General features: G+C 69.8%; 12 protein-coding genes and 2 pseudogenes. 11 read left to right on the top strand and 3 right to left on the bottom strand.

Going from position 1 to position 17,600, the window contains the following annotated elements; genetic code table 11:
- The 4 genes and pseudogenes from ACIO3R_RS30320 to ACIO3R_RS30305 form a co-directional block, all read left to right on the top strand.
- Positions 1–113: pseudogene (locus ACIO3R_RS30320) on the top strand (ketol-acid reductoisomerase); the annotation flags it as partial.
- 274 nt (positions 114–387) lie between these two features.
- Positions 388–1,980, top strand: a complete 1,593-nt coding sequence (gene serA / locus ACIO3R_RS30315; RefSeq protein WP_123461818.1) for a phosphoglycerate dehydrogenase — start codon at positions 388–390, stop codon at positions 1,978–1,980.
- Positions 1,981–2,058: 78 nt separating this feature from the next.
- On the top strand, positions 2,059–2,646 hold the full coding sequence (locus tag ACIO3R_RS30310) for a TetR/AcrR family transcriptional regulator (protein WP_385026372.1): 588 nt from the start codon (positions 2,059–2,061) through the stop codon (positions 2,644–2,646).
- A 162-nt stretch (positions 2,647–2,808) separates the two neighbouring features.
- The gene (locus tag ACIO3R_RS30305; RefSeq protein WP_402110153.1) at positions 2,809–3,336 is read left to right on the top strand and encodes a hypothetical protein; all 528 of its coding nucleotides are present in this window, start codon (positions 2,809–2,811) and stop codon (positions 3,334–3,336) included.
- 33 nt (positions 3,337–3,369) lie between these two features.
- On the opposite strand, the gene ACIO3R_RS30300 is transcribed toward ACIO3R_RS30305, so the two are convergent.
- Positions 3,370–4,521, bottom strand: a complete 1,152-nt coding sequence (locus ACIO3R_RS30300; RefSeq protein WP_385026366.1) for a PucR family transcriptional regulator — start codon at positions 4,519–4,521, stop codon at positions 3,370–3,372.
- A 189-nt stretch (positions 4,522–4,710) separates the two neighbouring features.
- Here ACIO3R_RS30300 and ACIO3R_RS30295 point away from each other — a divergent pair, with 189 nt between their 5' ends.
- From ACIO3R_RS30295 to ACIO3R_RS30285, 3 genes are all read left to right on the top strand, one after another.
- Entirely contained in the window at positions 4,711–5,637 is a 927-nt protein-coding gene (locus ACIO3R_RS30295; RefSeq protein WP_363030212.1) for a proline dehydrogenase family protein, read from the top strand.
- A 38-nt stretch (positions 5,638–5,675) separates the two neighbouring features.
- The gene (gene pruA / locus ACIO3R_RS30290; protein WP_363030210.1) at positions 5,676–7,307 is read left to right on the top strand and encodes an L-glutamate gamma-semialdehyde dehydrogenase; all 1,632 of its coding nucleotides are present in this window, start codon (positions 5,676–5,678) and stop codon (positions 7,305–7,307) included.
- Between the two features lie 470 nt (positions 7,308–7,777).
- Positions 7,778–7,906, top strand: a complete 129-nt coding sequence (locus tag ACIO3R_RS30285) for a hypothetical protein (protein ID WP_260255582.1) — start codon at positions 7,778–7,780, stop codon at positions 7,904–7,906.
- A 34-nt stretch (positions 7,907–7,940) separates the two neighbouring features.
- Here ACIO3R_RS30285 and ACIO3R_RS30280 read toward each other — a convergent pair.
- Positions 7,941–9,506: pseudogene (locus ACIO3R_RS30280) on the bottom strand (fibronectin type III domain-containing protein).
- Between the two features lie 130 nt (positions 9,507–9,636).
- Here ACIO3R_RS30280 and ACIO3R_RS30275 point away from each other — a divergent pair.
- The 4 genes from ACIO3R_RS30275 (at position 9,637) to cimA (ending at position 15,409) form a co-directional block, all read left to right on the top strand.
- On the top strand, positions 9,637–10,677 hold the full coding sequence (locus ACIO3R_RS30275) for a 3-isopropylmalate dehydrogenase (RefSeq protein WP_385026355.1): 1,041 nt from the start codon (positions 9,637–9,639) through the stop codon (positions 10,675–10,677).
- 240 nt (positions 10,678–10,917) lie between these two features.
- Positions 10,918–12,006: a branched-chain amino acid aminotransferase gene (locus tag ACIO3R_RS30270; protein ID WP_402110149.1), complete on the top strand. Its 1,089-nt coding sequence runs from the start codon at positions 10,918–10,920 to the stop codon at positions 12,004–12,006.
- 183 nt (positions 12,007–12,189) lie between these two features.
- Positions 12,190–13,524: an MFS transporter gene (locus ACIO3R_RS30265; RefSeq protein WP_402110147.1), complete on the top strand. Its 1,335-nt coding sequence runs from the start codon at positions 12,190–12,192 to the stop codon at positions 13,522–13,524.
- 277 nt (positions 13,525–13,801) lie between these two features.
- Positions 13,802–15,409: a citramalate synthase gene (cimA, locus tag ACIO3R_RS30260; protein ID WP_363030192.1), complete on the top strand. Its 1,608-nt coding sequence runs from the start codon at positions 13,802–13,804 to the stop codon at positions 15,407–15,409.
- Between the two features lie 55 nt (positions 15,410–15,464).
- Here the strand turns inward: cimA and ACIO3R_RS30255 are convergent, their stop codons facing one another.
- Positions 15,465–17,330 carry a ricin-type beta-trefoil lectin domain protein gene (locus ACIO3R_RS30255; protein WP_385040069.1) on the bottom strand — a complete coding sequence of 622 codons (1,866 nt, stop codon included), beginning with the start codon at positions 17,328–17,330 and terminating at the stop codon, positions 15,465–15,467.
- Positions 17,331–17,600 lie beyond the last annotated feature (270 nt).

Below are 17,600 nucleotides of genomic sequence, written 5' to 3'. Positions count from 1 at the left end.
ACGGTCTGCCCAAGTACAACGAGTACAAGAAGGCCGACAGCGACCACCTGCTGGAGACCACCGGCCGCGAGCTCCGCAAGCTCATGAGCTGGGTCAACGACGACGACGCGTAACACCGATGCCTCAAGGGCGGGTCCCCGGACCCGCCCTTGAGGCGTCAGCCCTGCTTCACCGCTGGAAGAGGCGGCGTCGTACGTGTGTACAAGTCGTCCAGCCTCATGCGGGTGATCCTTCCAACGGGGCGCAGTATGCGTCGCCGCGCATGACTACACTTCTGCACACATACACGCGTCAGGCCCACAGTGTCGTGCGTCTTCCACGCGGCAAGCCCCTCCACCGCCTGCGGCCGTCGGGACGGCCGTCCGCACTGGACCTGTGAGGACTCACGTGAGCTCGAAACCTGTCGTACTCATCGCTGAAGAGCTGTCGCCCGCCACGGTGGACGCCCTGGGCCCGGACTTCGAGATCCGGCACTGCAACGGCGCGGACCGCGCCGAGCTTCTCCCCGCGATCGCCGATGTCGACGCCATCCTGGTGCGCTCCGCCACCAAGGTCGACGCCGAGGCCATCGCCGCCGCGAAGAAGCTGAAGGTCGTCGCCCGCGCGGGCGTCGGTCTGGACAACGTCGACGTCTCCTCGGCCACCAAGGCCGGTGTGATGGTCGTGAACGCGCCGACCTCCAACATCGTCACCGCCGCCGAGCTGGCCTGCGGTCTGCTGGTCGCCACCGCGCGCAACATCCCCCAGGCCAACACCGCCCTCAAGAACGGCGAGTGGAAGCGCTCCAAGTACACCGGCGTCGAGCTGAGCGAGAAGACCCTCGGTGTCGTCGGCCTCGGCCGCATCGGCGTCCTGGTCGCGCAGCGCATGTCGGCCTTCGGCATGAAGATCGTCGCCTTCGACCCCTACGTGCAGCCGGCGCGTGCCGCGCAGATGGGCGTCAAGCTCCTCTCGCTGGACGAGCTGCTTGAGGTCTCCGACTTCATCACCGTGCACCTCCCCAAGACCCCGGAGACGCTCGGCCTGATCGGCGACGAGGCGCTGCACAAGGTGAAGCCCTCGGTGCGGATCGTCAACGCCGCACGCGGCGGCATCGTCGACGAGGAGGCGCTCGCCTCCGCCCTCAAGGAGGGCCGCGTCGCCGGAGCCGGCCTCGACGTGTACACCAAGGAGCCCTGCACGGACTCCCCGCTGTTCCAGTTCGACCAGGTCGTCTGCACCCCGCACCTCGGCGCCTCCACCGACGAGGCCCAGGAGAAGGCGGGCATCGCGGTCGCCAAGTCGGTGCGCCTCGCGCTCGCCGGTGAGCTCGTCCCGGACGCGGTCAACGTCCAGGGCGGCGTCATCGCCGAGGACGTCCGTCCCGGACTGCCGCTCGCCGAGAAGCTCGGCCGGATCTTCACCGCGCTCGCGGGCGAGGTCGCGGCCCGCCTCGACGTCGAGGTGTACGGCGAGATCACCCAGCACGATGTCAAGGTGCTCGAACTCTCCGCGCTCAAGGGCGTCTTCGAGGACGTGGTCGACGAGACCGTGTCGTACGTGAACGCCCCGCTGTTCGCGCAGGAGCGCGGTGTCGAGGTCCGCCTCACCACCAGCTCCGAGTCGCCCGACCACCGCAACGTGGTCACCGTCCGCGGCACGCTCGCCAACGGCGAGGAGGTCGCGGTCTCCGGCACGCTGGCCGGCCCCAAGCACCTCCAGAAGATCGTCGCGATCGGCGACCACGACGTGGACCTGGCGCTCGCCGACCACATGGTCGTGCTGCGCTACGACGACCGCCCCGGTGTCGTCGGCGCGGTCGGCAAGATCCTCGGTGAGGCCGGGCTGAACATCGCCGGCATGCAGGTCTCGCGGGCCGACGTGGGCGGCGAGGCGCTCGTCGTCCTCACCGTCGACGACGACGTCCCGCCGTCGGTGCTGGCCGAGATCTCGGCCGAGATCGGCGCGGCCTCGGCCCGTTCGGTGAACCTCACCGACTGAGTCCCCTCCGCAACCTCCGTACCCGGCATCTAGACGTGTGTCTTACACAGACGTCTGCGTGCCGGGTACGCTGCTGTCATGGGACATCGTGAGGATCTGCTCGAAGGCGCCAAGGCTTGCCTGCTGGAGAAGGGGTACGCCCGGACGACGGCACGCGACATCGTGGCTGCCTCCGGTACGAACCTCGCCTCCATCGGCTACCACTACGGCTCCAAGGAAGCCCTGCTCAACCTCGCCTTCATCAAGGTGACGGAGGAGTGGGGCGACGTGCTGACCGACGGGGCCGAGGGCGCCGCCGCCGGTGAGGACACGTCCAGGGCCCCGCTCGACCAGTTCCGCGACACCTGGGAGCGGGTGATCGGCAGCTACGAGCAGACCCGCTCGGTCTGGCAGCTCCAGATGGAGGTCATCTCCAGGATCGACACCGACCCCGAACTGCAGAAGGCCCTGGCCGGCCCGCAGCGCGAGGGCCGGAACGGGCTCGCCGAGAACATGCTGGGCATCGACCCGGAGACCGATCCCGAGCGGGCGCGGGTGGCCGGACTGTTCTGTCAGGCGCTGCTCGCCGGTGTGATGGTCCAGTGGATGATGGACCGTGACTCGGCGCCGTCCGCGAAGGACCTGACGGACGGACTGAAGGTGGTCCTGGAGGGCCGGGAGCGGTAGTGGCGGCGCCACGAGCGGCCCTGTTGCCGGTGATGTGGTGGGCGACCGGCAACAGGGGGCACAGGTACAGCGGTTGATACGTGAAGTGGGGTGCTGCGAGATGGTGTTTCGTACGGCCGACGGGCCCGTGCGGCTCCCGCGCGGCGTGAGCGGGGCCGTGCGGTGAGCGTCCGGGCCGGGGAGACGTTCGACGTCGTGCGGGCCGTCACCGACATCGAGACGCTGCTCGCCGCTCCGCTGCCGGACATCGGGCCGACGGTGGCCGAAGGCGACCCGGACACGGGGGAGTGGACGGTGACCGCCGGCGAGGGCTTCCGGATCGTCCCGCTCTGGGAGAGCGACTCCCTCGACGGGATGCACGGCGCCGAGTGGGACGACGCGATCGAGGCCGCGGAGGCGAAGCTCGCCTCGCTCGTGGCGGTACTGGACAGCCGCTGGGGCGCTCACCGCCAGGTGGCGGTGCATGTGGCGCTCCTCCTGGAACAGGACGGGGAGCCGGTGCCCGCGCTGTTCCAGGCGCTGCTCGACGAGGACTGCCACGGCGACCTGGCGGTGTGGGGTCCGGTGTCCGGCCAGGGGCGCTGGGCCGGGGTGAGCGTCGGACACAGCGACGGGGACGCGCCGCTGGTCATGGCCGCCGTCGTCAGCGACCACCCGGTCGTCGCTCCCGAGCCGCCGTCCTGGCTGTAGGGCCTCGCCCCGGCAGGGGCGGGGGCAGGGACCTCAGAGCCGGGCCGCCTTCAGCGCCATGTGCAGCAGCAGCCGGTCCTCGCCGTCGTTCAGGTCCAGGCCGGTGAGCTGCTGGACCCGGGAGAGGCGGTAGTAGAGCGTCTGGCGGTGGATGCCCAGCTCGCCGGCGGTCCGGGACGCCTGTCCCGCGCAGTCGAGGAACACCTCGGCGGTACGGGCCAGATCCCGGTGCGCCGGGGTGAGCAGGGGGCGGACCGTGTGGTCGGGCGCCGTGCCGGGGGCGAGCGCGGTCAGCAGACGGTACGGGCCGATGGCCGACCACTGGGCGACCGGGCCGAACCGGGACTCCGCCGCTGCCGCCCGGTTCGCGGCGGATGCCTCGTGCCAGGCGTCGGCCAGCTCCGCCAGGCCCCGGCGCGGCACCGCGATCCCGGCGGTGGCGGCAGCCCCTGCGGCAGCCCCCGCGGTGGCGCGCAGCCGGTCGGCGGCGGCGAGTGCCGGGTCCAGGACGTCGGGGGAGCGGAGCCGGACCAGCGCGGCCAGGGCGGCGGTGCCCGCCCCGTCGGCGGACGGGGTGCCGGACAGGGCCGCCGCCGAGGGCACCGTGCGCGCCGAGGGCGGATCGTCCGTCCACGGGGTCACGCACACCACGGTGTGCAGCCCCTCCGCGTCCTGGCCGAGCGCCTCGCTGAGCGCGGCCACCGCCATGTCGCGCTGCCAGCCGCGCCCCGCCGTGAGGACCGCGCCGAACTCCCGTGACAGGTCCGTGCCCGCCCGCGCCTCGTCGGAGAGCAGCGCCCCGATCCGGGCCGCCACCTCCATCGCCGCGTCGAGTTGCCGGTCGGTCGGCCGGGGGTCGGCGTCCAGCAGCCATACGTAGCCGAGCACCACACCCCGATGGCGCACCGGAAGACAGATCCGGTCCCGGTTGACGCCGGCCTCCGGGGCGGCCGGGATGCGGACGGGGCCGGTGGCGCGGGTGATGCCGAAGTTCTCGAACCAGGCGCGGACCGCCGGGGTCGAGCGGCGGGTCAGGATCGACCGGGTGCGCACCGGGTCCATGGACGCGTCGTCGCTGTCGTGGGCGCCGAAGGCGACCAGGCCGAAGTCCCGGTTCTCCAGCGTCGCGGGCGCGCCGAGCAGCCCCGAGATCTCGTCGACCAGCTCCTGGTAATCGCCCTTCACCCGGCCATTCTCGCACCCCTTCAGACATATGTCTGAGATCCAGGGCACGGATGCGTGACAGCTGTCGATGGCCCAGGATCGGAGAGATCCTTAGATTTCACGGTGGTTCTCCGTGCTGTACCGCTTCTGTTCCTTATGTTTCATTTGCGGCGGTACGGCCTTCGTTCGTACTTTCCGTGGAGGTGCCCCGTGCTGGGTCCCGTGATTCTCGCCGCGTCCCGCAGCGACAAGATGCGCCGCTTCATCTCGGCAGCCCCGGGCACCAAGCAGGTCGTCGGCCGGTTCATCGCCGGTGAGACGGTCGAGCAGGTCGTCCCGATCATCGAGGACGCCGCCGGCAAGGGCCTCGAAGTCACCATGGACGTGGTCGGTGAGGACATCACCACGCCCGAGCAGGCCGCCGCGGCCCGGGACGCCTACCTGGAGCTCATCGGCCGCCTCAAGGACCTCGGTCTGGGCACCAGGGCCGAGATGTCCGTCAAGCTCTCCATGTTCGGCCAGGCGCTGGAGGGCGGTCACGAGCTGGCCCTCGCCAACGTCCGCCCGGTCGTCGAGGCCGCCGCCGAGATCGGCACCACGGTCACCCTGGACGCCGAGGACCACACCACCCTCGACTCGATGTTCGCCATCCACGAGGAGCTGCGGAAGGACTTCCCGCAGACCGGATGCGTCATCCAGGCCTACCTCTTCCGCACCGAGGAGGACGCCCGCCGCCTCGCCGCCGCCGGCAGCCGCGTCCGCATCGTGAAGGGCGCCTACAAGGAGCCCGCCTCCGTCGCGTACCAGGACAAGGCCGAGACCGACAAGGCGTACGTCCGCATCCTGCGGACGCTGATGGACGGCGAGGGCTACCCGATGATCGGGTCCCACGACCCGCGTCTGATAGCCATCGCCCAGGAGCTGGGCCGCAAGGCCGGCCGCAAGCTGGACGAGTACGAGTTCCAGATGCTGTACGGCATCCGCAGCGAGGAGCACATCCGGCTCGCGGCCGAGGGCCACCGGATGCGCGTCTACACCGCCTACGGCACCGACTGGTACGGCTACTTCATGCGCCGCCTCGCGGAGAAGCCGGCCAACCTGCTGTTCTTCGGCCGCTCCATTCTCACCAAGGGCTGAGCCCCCTCCCCCTCCCTACCTAAGGAGCAACGGAACTCATGGACGCTGTGACCCAGGTCCCCGCGCCGGTCAACGAGCCGGTCCACTCCTACGCCCCGGGCTCCCCGGAGCGCGCCCGCCTGGAGGCGAAGCTCAAGGAGCTCAGCCAGAACCCGATCGACCTGCCGATGACCATCGGCGGCGAGAAGCGGATGGGCGGCGGCGAGCGCTTCGACGTCGTGCAGCCCCACAACCACAAGGCCGTCATCGGTACGTTCGCCGGCGCCACAGAGCAGGACGCCAAGGACGCGGTCGACGCCGCCCTCGCCGCCGCTCCGGCCTGGCGCGCGATGGCCTTCGACGACCGCGCCGCGATCATCCTGCGCGCCGCCGAGCTGCTCGCCGGCCCCTGGCGCGAGACGCTGGCCGCCTCCACGATGCTCGGCCAGGGCAAGACCGCCCAGCAGGCCGAGATCGACACCCCCTGCGAGCTCGTCGACTTCTGGCGCTTCAACGTGCACTACGCACGCCAGATCCTGGCCGAGCAGCCCCCGGCCAACTCCCCGGGCGTGTGGAACCGCATGGACCACCGCCCGCTGGAGGGCTTCGTCTACGCGATCACGCCGTTCAACTTCACGGCCATCGCGGGCAACCTGCCCACCGCCCCCGCCCTCATGGGCAACGTCGTGGTGTGGAAGCCGTCCCCGACGCAGACCCACGCCGCCGTGCTGCTGATGCAGCTCCTGGAGGAGGCCGGTCTCCCCAAGGGCGTCATCAACCTGGTGACGGGCGACGGCATCGCCGTCTCCGAGGTGGCCCTGAACCACCGCGACCTGGCCGGTATCCACTTCACCGGCTCGACCCCCACCTTCCAGCACCTGTGGAAGACGGTCGGCAACAACATCGCGAACTACCGCACCTACCCGCGCCTCGTCGGCGAGACCGGCGGCAAGGACTTCGTCGTCGCGCACCCGTCGGCCGACCACGCGATCCTGAAGACCGCGCTGACCCGTGGCTCCTTCGAGTTCCAGGGCCAGAAGTGCTCCGCGTCCTCGCGTGCGTACGTCCCGGCCTCCATCTGGAACTCCGGTTTCAAGGAGAAGTTCGCGGCCGAGGTCGACTCCATCACGATGGGCGACGTCACAGAGCTGTCGCACTTCATGGGCGCCGTCATCGACGACCGTGCCTTCGCGAAGAACAAGGCTGCGATCGACCGCGCCGCCGCCGACCCGGCGTGCACGATCGTCGCGGGCGGCACGTACGACGACTCGGTGGGCTACTTCGTCCGCCCGACCGTCATCGAGTGCAGCGACCCGGAGAACGAGGTCTTCACGACCGAGTACTTCGGCCCGATCCTCGCCGTCCACGTCTACGAGGACGACGCGTACGACGCGATGCTGGAGCAGATGGAGTCGGTCTCCGACTACGCCCTGACCGGTTCCGTCATCGCGGGCGACCGCGCCGCGGCCGCGTACACGATGGAGAAGCTGCGGTACGCCGCGGGCAACTTCTACATCAACGACAAGTCGACCGGTGCCGTCGTCGGCCAGCAGCCCTTCGGTGGCGGCCGTGCCTCGGGTACGAACGACAAGGCGGGCGCTCCGCAGAACCTCCAGCGCTGGACCCTGACCCGGGCCATCAAGGAGACGCTGGTCCCGCCGACCGACTACACCTACCCCCACCAGGGCTGACACCCCCGGGGCGCCGCCATCCCGGCGCCCCGCCACGAGTCCCGCCTCCCGACCGGTTCCCCTGCCGGCCGGGAGGCGGTTTCCATGGGGCCCCCGGCGCCGTACACCTGGCTCTCGTACCGGAGCGCCCCATGCGTTCCGTGGGCCATGTCACCACCTCTGAGCAGGCACGATCGCTCGCCGTCCGGGCTCTCATCCGTGAACCGCGGGCCGGCTGAGCCAAACCTCCGTCTCAGATAGTAGGAAGTCCGAGTAATTGTGGAGACAGAACGGCGGGGCTGCCTTAGCTTTGTAGAAGCCGAACGTATCGCTGAACCAGCGACTGGCGTTGCGAGTGCGTGCCCCTGTGCAGGTAACCCCTGCGGCATCCGCTCCCGCCCCTTCCGGCACCTCGAAATCACTGATCTCGAAATCACCGTTCGCGAAGTTCCGATCTCGAAATCCGCGCGATCTCAAGGAGTCGATCCACCATGGCCGAGACCACTGTCCGCCGCGTCCGTCACGCCCACCGCCCGACCGAGTCGGAGCGCCAGAACGCCGCCGCCGCCCTCCAGCGTGCCCTCGACCGCAGGGACAACGGCGGCTCCACCGGTCACTGACCGGGCCCGCCGCGGCCCGGCCGCGGCGACCGGATCAGCCCCGGCTGATCTCGAAGTGGTCGATGCGCTCGCCGGACTCGGCGAGCGCGGTGACCTTCATCCGGGCGTGCCGCCCGGCCTCCACCTCCACCGCGAGGAACGAGAAGCCGGTGTAGCGCACCCGTGACCACTCGACGGTCTCGGTGGCCTTACCGCCGCCCTTGACCACGTGGTACGTGTTCACGCTCTCCTGGTCCGCGACATGCCCCTCGTAGCTGTCGGGTGCCGGGAAGTCGTACAGCGCCTTGCCCGCGCCGCCCGCGGTGACGTACACGATGCCGTCCCGCGTCGGGTCGGTGCGCTCGCCGATGCGCACCTTCCGCTTGACCGTGTTCCCCAGGATCGCGTCGGTGCGCTCGTAGACGTGGTTGTGGCCGTTGATGACCAGGTCCACCTGGTGCTTCTCGAAGAGCGGCACCCAGGCGTCCCGCACCCCGCCGTCCGAGGCGTGCGCGTTGGTCGTGGAGAAGGCGCAGTGGTGGAAGAAGACCACCAGGAAGTCGATGTCGTGGCGCGACCGCAGCTCGCCCAGGCGGCGGTCCAGCCAGCGCGTCTGCTTGCCGCCGCTGATGCCGAAGTTGGCGGGGATCTCGTACGAGACGTCATTGGCGTCGAGCGCGATCACGCCGACGTTTCCGTGCACGAAGGAGTAGGCGCCGGGCTGGTTCACCGGGTCCGGGCCGTTGTCCGGCAGTGTCCAGCGGGCGTTCTGGCCGCCGTAGCCGTCCGGCGAGTATCAGGCCTCCATGTCGTGGTTGCCGGTGGTCACCATCCACGGCACGGTCTTCGACACGGTCTCCGTCTGCGCCAGGAACTGGTCCCAGGTGCGGGCGTCGTAGGTGTCGCTCGTCTGGCCGGAACCCGACGGGTCGGCGTAGCAGATGTCGCCCGCGTGCAGGTGGAAGGCGGGGTTCTGGCCCAGGATGAGCTGGTCGTTGCCGAGCGCGTGGTAGCTGACGCCCTGGTCGCCGAAGGCGGTGAAGGTGAAGTTCCCGGCGCGTGAGGGCGCGGTGGTGAAGGTGCCGAGCGTGCCCAGGTTGCGGGTGTCGGCCGGGTCGAAGCCGTCGTGGCCGACACCGTAGTAGTACGTCGTGCCGGGCTTCAGTCGCTCCAGGCCCGCGTGCACGTAGAACTGCTCGGCGGCCGCGATCCTGCCGTCGTTCAGCAGCGGCGTGGTGAGGTGACGTACCTCGGCGTCGATCTTCCGGCTCAGCGCCCACGGCTTGAGGCCGATCCGGATGTACGGGCGGCGCACCGCGAACGGGACCTGCCAGGCCACCGCCATCTGTGTCTTCGGGTCGGCTCCGTAGGCCAGGTGCCGGCCGAACGGGGCGACCAGCGAACCGTCCACCCGGGTGGAGCTGCGCGAGGTGAGCACCGTCGGCGCGGCGTACGCGGGCGAGGCGGTCAGTGAGGTGCCGAGACCGGCGACGGCGGCGGTGGCCACGCTCGTGCGCAGCACGCCGCGCCGGGTCAGCCGGGTGCGCAGGTAGTCGTGCTGCTCGGCCATGCTCATGCGGTCGGCGAGCTTCTCGGGGATTCCGAAACGGGGGATGTCCATGGGCGACAACCTCCACCCGTTCTCTGACGCACTCCCGTCGAGTGGGTGAACGGTACACGTACACCTGCCCATGTGTCCGTATGGTGGACGCGACGTGTCATGGGGTGGGACGCGCAGTACGCTGCGTGGCATGTCTCGCAGCATCAATCTCGCAGTGATCCCCGGTGACGGTATCGGCCGGGAGGTCGTGGCCCAGGGCCTCAAGGTCCTCAACGCTGTTCTCCCGCAGGACGTGAAGCTGGAGACCAAGGAGTACGACCTCGGCGCCCAGCGCTGGCACCGCACCGGTGAAACCCTCCCGGACGCGGAGCTGGAGGCCCTCAAGGGCCACGACGCGATCCTGCTCGGCGCGATCGGTGACCCCTCGGTGCCGTCCGGGGTCCTGGAGCGCGGGCTGCTGCTGAAGCTGCGTTTCGCCTTCGACCACTTCATCAACCTGCGGCCGTCGAAGCTCTTCCCGAACACCGAGACCCCGCTGGCCGGCCGTCCGGACATCGACTTCGTCGTCGTCCGCGAGGGCACAGAGGGCCCGTACACCGGCAACGGCGGTTCGCTGCGCACCGGTACCGAGCACGAGGTCGCCACCGAGGTCAGCCTCAACACCGCCTTCGGTGTCGAGCGGGTCGTGCGGGACGCCTTCGAGCGGGCCGCCGCCCGCCCGCGCAAGAAGCTGACGCTGGTCCACAAGAACAACGTCCTCGTGTACGCGGGCCACCTGTGGAAGAACACCTTCGACAAGGTGGCGGCCGAGTACCCCCAGGTCACCACCGACTACCTGCACGTCGACGCCGCGACGATCTTCTTCGTCACCCAGCCGGAGCGCTTCGACGTCATCGTCACCGACAACCTCTTCGGTGACATCCTGACCGACCTCGCCGCGGCCGTCTCCGGCGGTATCGGCCTGGCCGCCTCCGGCAACATCAACCCGACGGGTGCCTTCCCGTCGATGTTCGAGCCGGTCCACGGCTCCGCCCCCGACATCGCGGGCCAGGGCAAGGCCGACCCGACCGCCACGATCCTCTCCGTCGCCCTCCTGCTGCGGCACCTCGGTCACGAGGCCCAGGCCGTGCGCATCGAGGACGCCGTCTCCGCCGACCTCGCGGAGCGCGAGGGAACCGCACGCACCACCGAGGAGATCGGCGACGCGCTCGCGGTACGCGTAGCGGGCTGATCCGACGACTGCCTCAAAGCCGCCGGGTCCCACAGGCACCCGGCGGCTTCTCACGTGCGGCCCCGGGTGTCACCATCGAATCCTGGACCGCACACACATCATTTCGTGCACGGCCTCCCGCGAGAGATAATCGAACGGGGCCGTGGCTCGTCACGAAGCTCGGACGTCCTAGCACCTGTCCGGCACGAGTGGGCGTGTGCGCGGTCCTACACACACAAAACCGGTGAAGGACACGCACTCATGACGACGCCCACGATCGAGCTCAAGCCCTCCTCGAACCCGCTGTCCGACGCGGAGCGCGAGGCGATGATGGTCGAGCCCGGATTCGGCCGCCACTTCACCGACCACATGGTGACGATCAAGTGGACCGAGGGCCGCGGCTGGCACGATGCCCAGCTCGTCCCGTACGCGCCGCTGTCGATCGACCCGGCCAACATGACGCTGCACTACGGCCAGGAGATCTTCGAGGGCCTCAAGGCCTACCGCCAGCCCGACGGCTCGGTCGCCACGTTCCGGCCCGAGGCCAACGCCGAGCGCTTCCGCGCCTCCGCGCGCCGGATCGCCATGCCGGAACTGCCCGTCGAGACCTTCGTCGCGGCCTGCGACGCGCTCGTCCAGCAGGACGAGGCCTGGGTCCCGAAGCACGGCGGCGAGGAGTCGCTGTACCTGCGCCCGTTCATGATCGCGACCGAGGTCGGCCTCGGTGTCCGGCCGGCCAACGAGTACCTCTTCCTGGTGATCGCCTCGCCGGCCGGCGCGTACTTCCCCGGCGGTGTGAAGCCGGTCTCCATCTGGCTCTCCGAGGACCGGGTGCGCGCCGTCCCCGGCGGCGTCGGCGACGCCAAGACCGGCGGCAACTACGCCGCGTCCCTGCTCGCCCAGGCCGAGGCCGCCACGAAGGGCTGCGACCAGGTCGCCTACCTCGACGCCGTCGAGCACAAGTGGGTCGAGGAGCTCGGCGGGATGAACCTGTACTTCGTGTACGGGAACCGGATCGTCACCCCGGCCCTCACCGGCTCCCTGCTCGCCGGCATCACCCGCGACTCGCTGCTCAAGCTCGCGCAGGACCTCGGCTACGAGCCCGAGGAGAGCCGCGTCTCGATCGACCAGTGGCGCGACGACTCGGCGAGCGGCACGCTCACCGAGGTCTTCGCCTGCGGCACCGCCGCCGTCATCACCCCCGTCGGTACGGTGAAGAGCGCCGACGGCGAGTGGATCCAGGGCGACGGCAACCCCGGCCCGGTCACCCTCAAGCTGCGCGAGCGCCTGCTGGACATCCAGCGCGGCATCGCCGAGGACACCCACGGCTGGATGCACCCGCTCGGCTAGACAGGCGTGCCGCGTCGCCGGCCGGGCTCGTCCACGAGCCCGGCCGGCCCACAACTCCCCTACTGCGCAGGGAAGTTCTCGCGGGACTACCTCCTTCGGTGAACGCAACGCACATAAGTACGCCCGATCGTTGTCCTCTGCATCCTTGTTAGTTCTCCGGCCGTTGGGGCACGGTGACCAACCATGGGACGAGAGCAGTGGAAGAAGATCTGGGTCGGCTCCGCCGGCAACATGGTCGAGTGGTTCGACTGGTTCGTGTACGCGACCTTCGCGGTCTACTTCGCGGACTCGTTCTTCCCCGAGGGCAACGAGACCGCCAATCTCATGAACACGATGGGCATCTTCGCCGTCGGCTTCTTCATGAGACCGGTCGGCGGCTGGCTGCTCGGCCGGATCGGTGACCGCAAGGGCCGCAAGGCCGCGCTCACCCTGACCGTCACCCTCATGTCGGCCTCCGCGATCCTGATCGCCATCGCTCCCACCTACGACGTCGCCGGATACGGCGGGGTCGCCGTGCTGATGCTCGCCCGGCTGCTCCAGGGGCTCTCGGTCGGCGGCGAGTACGCCGCCAGCGCCACCTACCTCACCGAGGCCTCCGCCCCCGAGAAGCGCGGCTTCGCCTCCAGCTTCCAGTACGTCTCCATGACCGCCGGCCAACTCGTCGGCCTCGGCCTCCAGATCGTCCTCCAGCGCAACATGTCCGACGCGGCGCTGCACAGCTGGGGCTGGCGCATCCCGTTCGTCGTCGGCGCGCTCGGCGCCGCCATCGTCTTCTACCTGCGCCGCTCCATGCTGGAGACGGAGGTGTACGCCGAGTCCGGCGCCGCGGAGCAGGAGGACCGCGGCACGCTGAAGGTGCTCTGGCAGCACCGGCGCGAGGCGTTCCTGGTTATGGCGCTGACCATGGGCGGGACCGTCGCCTACTACACGTACACCACCTACCTCACCAAGTTCCTCTCCAAGAGCGCCGGCATGGACAAGTCCACCGCCTCGCTCGTCAGCTTCTGCGCCCTGTTCGTCTTCATGTGCGTCCAGCCACTGGCCGGGATGCTCTCCGACCGGATCGGCCGCCGTCCGCTGCTGATCACCTTCGCCGTCGGCTCGACCTTCCTGACCGTGCCGATCATGACGATGCTCAAGCACGCCGACACCTTCTGGCCCGCGCTCGGCCTGGCACTCCTCGCCCTGGTCGTGGTCACCGGCTACACCTCCATCAACGCCTGTGTGAAGGCCGAGCTCTTCCCGACCAACATCCGCGCCCTGGGGGTCGGTCTCTCGTACGCCGTCGCCAACGCGCTGTTCGGCGGCACCGCCGAGTACGTGGCGCTCTGGTTCAAGAACGCCGGCGCCGAATCCGGCTTCTACTGGTACGTGGCGGGCTGCGCCGCGGTCTCGCTGATCGTCTACCTGTCGATGCGCGAGACCCGCGACATCGACCTGAACCGGGTCGCCGCGGCCGGACAGCCGCGGGAGCGGTCCCAGCAGGCCGGAGCGACCACCATCACGCCCGCATCCTGAGACGGGACACGGCACGGAGGCCGTCCTGTGCGAGACTGCCTCCGTGTCCTCGTTCGTCATGATTATTGGCAACAGGCGCGCCGGTCCGCAGTGACCGTCCCGTACCACCATGTACGGCGCGGCCATCGTGCCCCAGACCCGCGCGCAGACCTCTCGCACCCGCGAGGGGTTTTTTGTTTTCCGGCCCTCACCTCGGCCGGAGCGAGGCGCGCGGGATGATGGGGGCAAGTGGAGCCAGATCGTCCGGATCCACTCATCCGACAGGAGTCAGACCAGCATGACCACCAAGGCCAAGCCCACCGACGACAGCTTCCATGTCTTCGACACCACGCTGCGCGACGGCGCGCAGCGTGAAGGCATCAACCTGACGGTCGCCGACAAGCTCACCATCGCCCGGCACCTGGACAACTTCGGCGTCGGCTTCATCGAGGGCGGCTGGCCGGGTGCCAACCCCCGCGACACCGAGTTCTTCGCGCGCGCCCAGCAGGAGATCGAATTCCGCAACGCCGAGCTGGTCGCCTTCGGCGCGACCCGCAGAGCCGGCGGCAAGGCGGCCGAGGACCCGCAGGTCAAGGCGCTGCTGGAGTCGGGCGCGCCGGTGATCACGCTGGTCGCCAAGTCCCACGACCGCCATGTGGAACTCGCCCTGCGCACCACGCTGGAGGAGAACCTGGAGATGGTCCGCGACACCGTCTCCTTCCTCCGCGAGCAGGGCCGTCGGGTCTTCGTCGACTGCGAGCACTTCTTCGACGGCTACCGGGCCAACGCCGAGTACGCCAAGGCCGTCGTCCGGACCGCGTCCGAGGCCGGCGCGGACGTCGTCATCCTCTGCGACACCAACGGCGGGATGCTCCCCGCTCAGGTCCAGGCCGTCGTCTCCACCGTCCTCGCCGACACCGGCGCCCGCCTCGGCATCCACGCCCAGGACGACACCGGCTGCGCCGTCGCCAACACCCTGGCCGCGGTCGACGCGGGCGCCACCCACGTCCAGTGCACCGCGAACGGCTACGGCGAACGGGTCGGCAACGCCAACCTCTTCCCCGTCGTCGCCGCGCTGGAGCTCAAGTACGGCAAGACCGTGCTGCCCGAGGGCGCGCTCGCCGACATGACCCGCGTCTCGCACGCCATCGCCGAGGTCGTCAACCTCGCCCCCTCCACCCACCAGCCCTACGTCGGTGTCTCGGCCTTCGCGCACAAGGCCGGGCTGCACGCCTCCGCGATCAAGGTCGACCCCGACCTGTACCAGCACATCGACCCCGCGCTGGTCGGCAACACCATGCGGATGCTCGTCTCCGACATGGCGGGCCGCGCCTCCATCGAGCTCAAGAGCCAGGAGCTCGGCATCGACCTCGGGGGCGACCGCGAGCTCGTCGGGCGCGTCGTCGAGCGGGTCAAGGAGCGCGAACTCAGGGGCTACACCTACGAGGCGGCCGACGCCTCCTTCGAGCTGCTGCTGCGGGCCGAGGTGGAGGGCCGGGTACGCCGCTACTTCCGTACCGAGTCCTGGCGGGCCATCGTCGAGGACCGCCCCGACGGCACGCACGCCAACGAGGCGACCGTGAAGCTCTGGGCCAAGGGCGAGCGCATCGTCGCGACCGCGGAGGGCAACGGCCCGGTCAACGCCCTGGACCGGGCGCTGCGGGTCGCCCTGGAACGGATCTACCCCCAGCTCGCCAAGCTGGAGCTGGTGGACTACAAGGTCCGCATCCTGGAGGGGCGCACCGGCACCGACTCCACGACCAGGGTCCTGATCACCACCGGCGACGGCACCGCCGACTGGTCGACCGTGGGCGTCGCAGAGAACATCATCGCGGCCTCCTGGCAGGCGCTGGAGGACGCGTACACCTTCGGTCTGCTGCGGGCCGGGATCGAGCCGACGGAGTAGCGCGGGCGCGCCCCGGCCGCGGACCGGCCCGGTCCGCGGCCGTGGCGCGCGTCGGCTACCCCAGGTGCCACTTCTGGTTGGCCGCCCCCGTGCACGTCCAGATCTGGGTGCGGGCGCCGTTCGCCGTCGACCGGTCGGTCACGTCCAGGCACTTGCCCGAGGCCGGGTTGACGACGGCACCCGTCGACGCGTCGTACGTCCAGCGCTGCGCCGCGGAACCGTTGCAGGTGTACAGCTGGACCTTCGCTCCGTTCGCCGTCGAGCCGCCCGTGACGTCGAGGCAGGCGCCCAGCGTGCGGACCGAGCCGTCGCCCGGCAGCGTCCAGCGCTGGTTCGCCGCGCCGGTGCAGTCCCAGAGCTGGGCCGGCGTGCCGTCGGCGGCCGTGTTGCCGGTGGCGTCCAGGCACTTGCCGCCCGTCGCCAGGGCCCCGGAGGTGCCCGCGGAGCCGGACGGGGTGCCGGACCAGGTGAAGGTCGCGGACGTGCGGGCCGGCAGTGAGTAAGTGAACGTGCTGCCGCCCCAGTTGACGGTGATCTGCTGGGCCGAACCGCCGCCGTTGTACGCGATCAGCGCCTTCGAGCCGTCCGGGTTGCGCCAGGCGACATTGGGCACGGTGGAGCTGGCCGTGGAGGCGATCCGGGAGGCTCCCGGGCGGACGAACTTGGTCAGGTGGCCCATCGTGTAGTACTCGATGTTGTAGTCGACCTGTCCGCTGCTGCCGTCGCCGTTGTGCACGGTGATCAGCCCGTCGCAGGTGCCGCAGCCGCCGTTGTGCGGGCCGCGGTTCTGGTCCACCGCCAGGGACCACTTGGTCACCGACTTCGCCCAGTTGCGGGTGTAGTCGATGATGTTCAGCATGTCCTCGCGCTGCTGGTCGGCGATCCAGGTGCCGCCCGAGTGCTCGGTCTGGAAGGCGTCCATCGAGGGGTACTGGTCGTGCACCGCCGTCTGCTTGGAGACGTCGCCGCCGTACCCGTGCCAGGCGACCCCGCCGAAGTTGGGGTGGTTGCGCACCTCCGCGTCGTTCACGGTGGCCGCGGCGTACTCGTCGTAGGTGTCCCAGTTCCAGTCGTGCGCCAGCACCTTGGTGGAGAGGCCGGCCGACTGCAGTCTGGGCAGCAGCTCGCTCTTGGTGAAGTAGGCGAGCCCGGAGCCGTTCCAGCTCATCGAGGGGTAGCCGGAACAGCAGGTCGGCTCGTTCTGCGCGGTGACGTAGTCGACCGGAACGCCCTGGTCCCGGTAGGCCTGGAGGTACTTCACGAAGTAGTCGGCGTAGGCGCCGTAGTTCTCCGCCTTCAGCCAGCCGCCGTTCAGCTGCCCGTTGTCCTTCATCCAGGCCGGAGCCGTCCACGGGGACGCCACCGTCGTCAGGGCCGGGTTCAGTTCCCTGGCCTGCCTGGTGAGCGGGAGCACGTCCTCCAGGTCGTGTGCGATCGAGAATTTCCCGAGCGACGGGTCGGTCTGCCCGGCGGGGATGTCGTCGTAGGTGTAACCGGTCCTGGCGAGGTCGGAGCCGCCCATCGGATTGCGTACGAACGAGAGCCCGATGCCGTCCGTGGGGGAGAACAGCTTCTTCATCGTGGCGTCCCGGGTCGCCTGGCTCAGCGCCCCGCTGCTCTTCATCAGGTACGCGGCCGTGTCGGTGAACGAGGCGCCGCCGCCGGTGAAGGTCTGGTACCGGGTGTTCTCGTCGACGGTGATGTTCGTACCGCCGCCGCCGCTCCCGGCCGTGAAGGCGACCGGGGTCTGGGCCTGGAGGCCCCGGGTGACGTGGCGGCCGCCCGAGTCGTCGGTGGTGGTCAGGGCGATGTTGACGGTCTCGCCCGCGGCCTGGGCGGTGCCGGACGAGAGCCCGGTGAGGCCGGCGGTGGCGAGCGCTGCGGCGAGCAGCGCCCGTACGGCTCTTCCTGATCGGATCATGCTCAAGACCTTCCTCGGCGGGAGCGTGGGGAACGTGCCGTCGAACGAGGCGTGAGTGAACTGCTCTTACGTGCTCACGTCAAGAGGGTCCGCGTTCAGGACTTGAACACATTGGCGTTCCCCGCAGCTCGCGGGATGGGTACGGACCAATCTCGGTGTGAAGTATTGACGGCTCTGTTCCAGCGGGGTTAACTCACGCCACCAACGCCGGTACCGGTTCCGGAACCGGTTGCGGTACCGGTTCCACGACCGGCTGCTCCCTCTGTCCTG

Origin of the sequence: Streptomyces sp. NPDC087428, assembly GCF_044744085.1 — a bacterium.
Lineage (GTDB): Bacteria > Actinomycetota > Actinomycetes > Streptomycetales > Streptomycetaceae > Streptomyces.
This window is presented reverse-complemented; position numbering and strand designations above follow the sequence as displayed.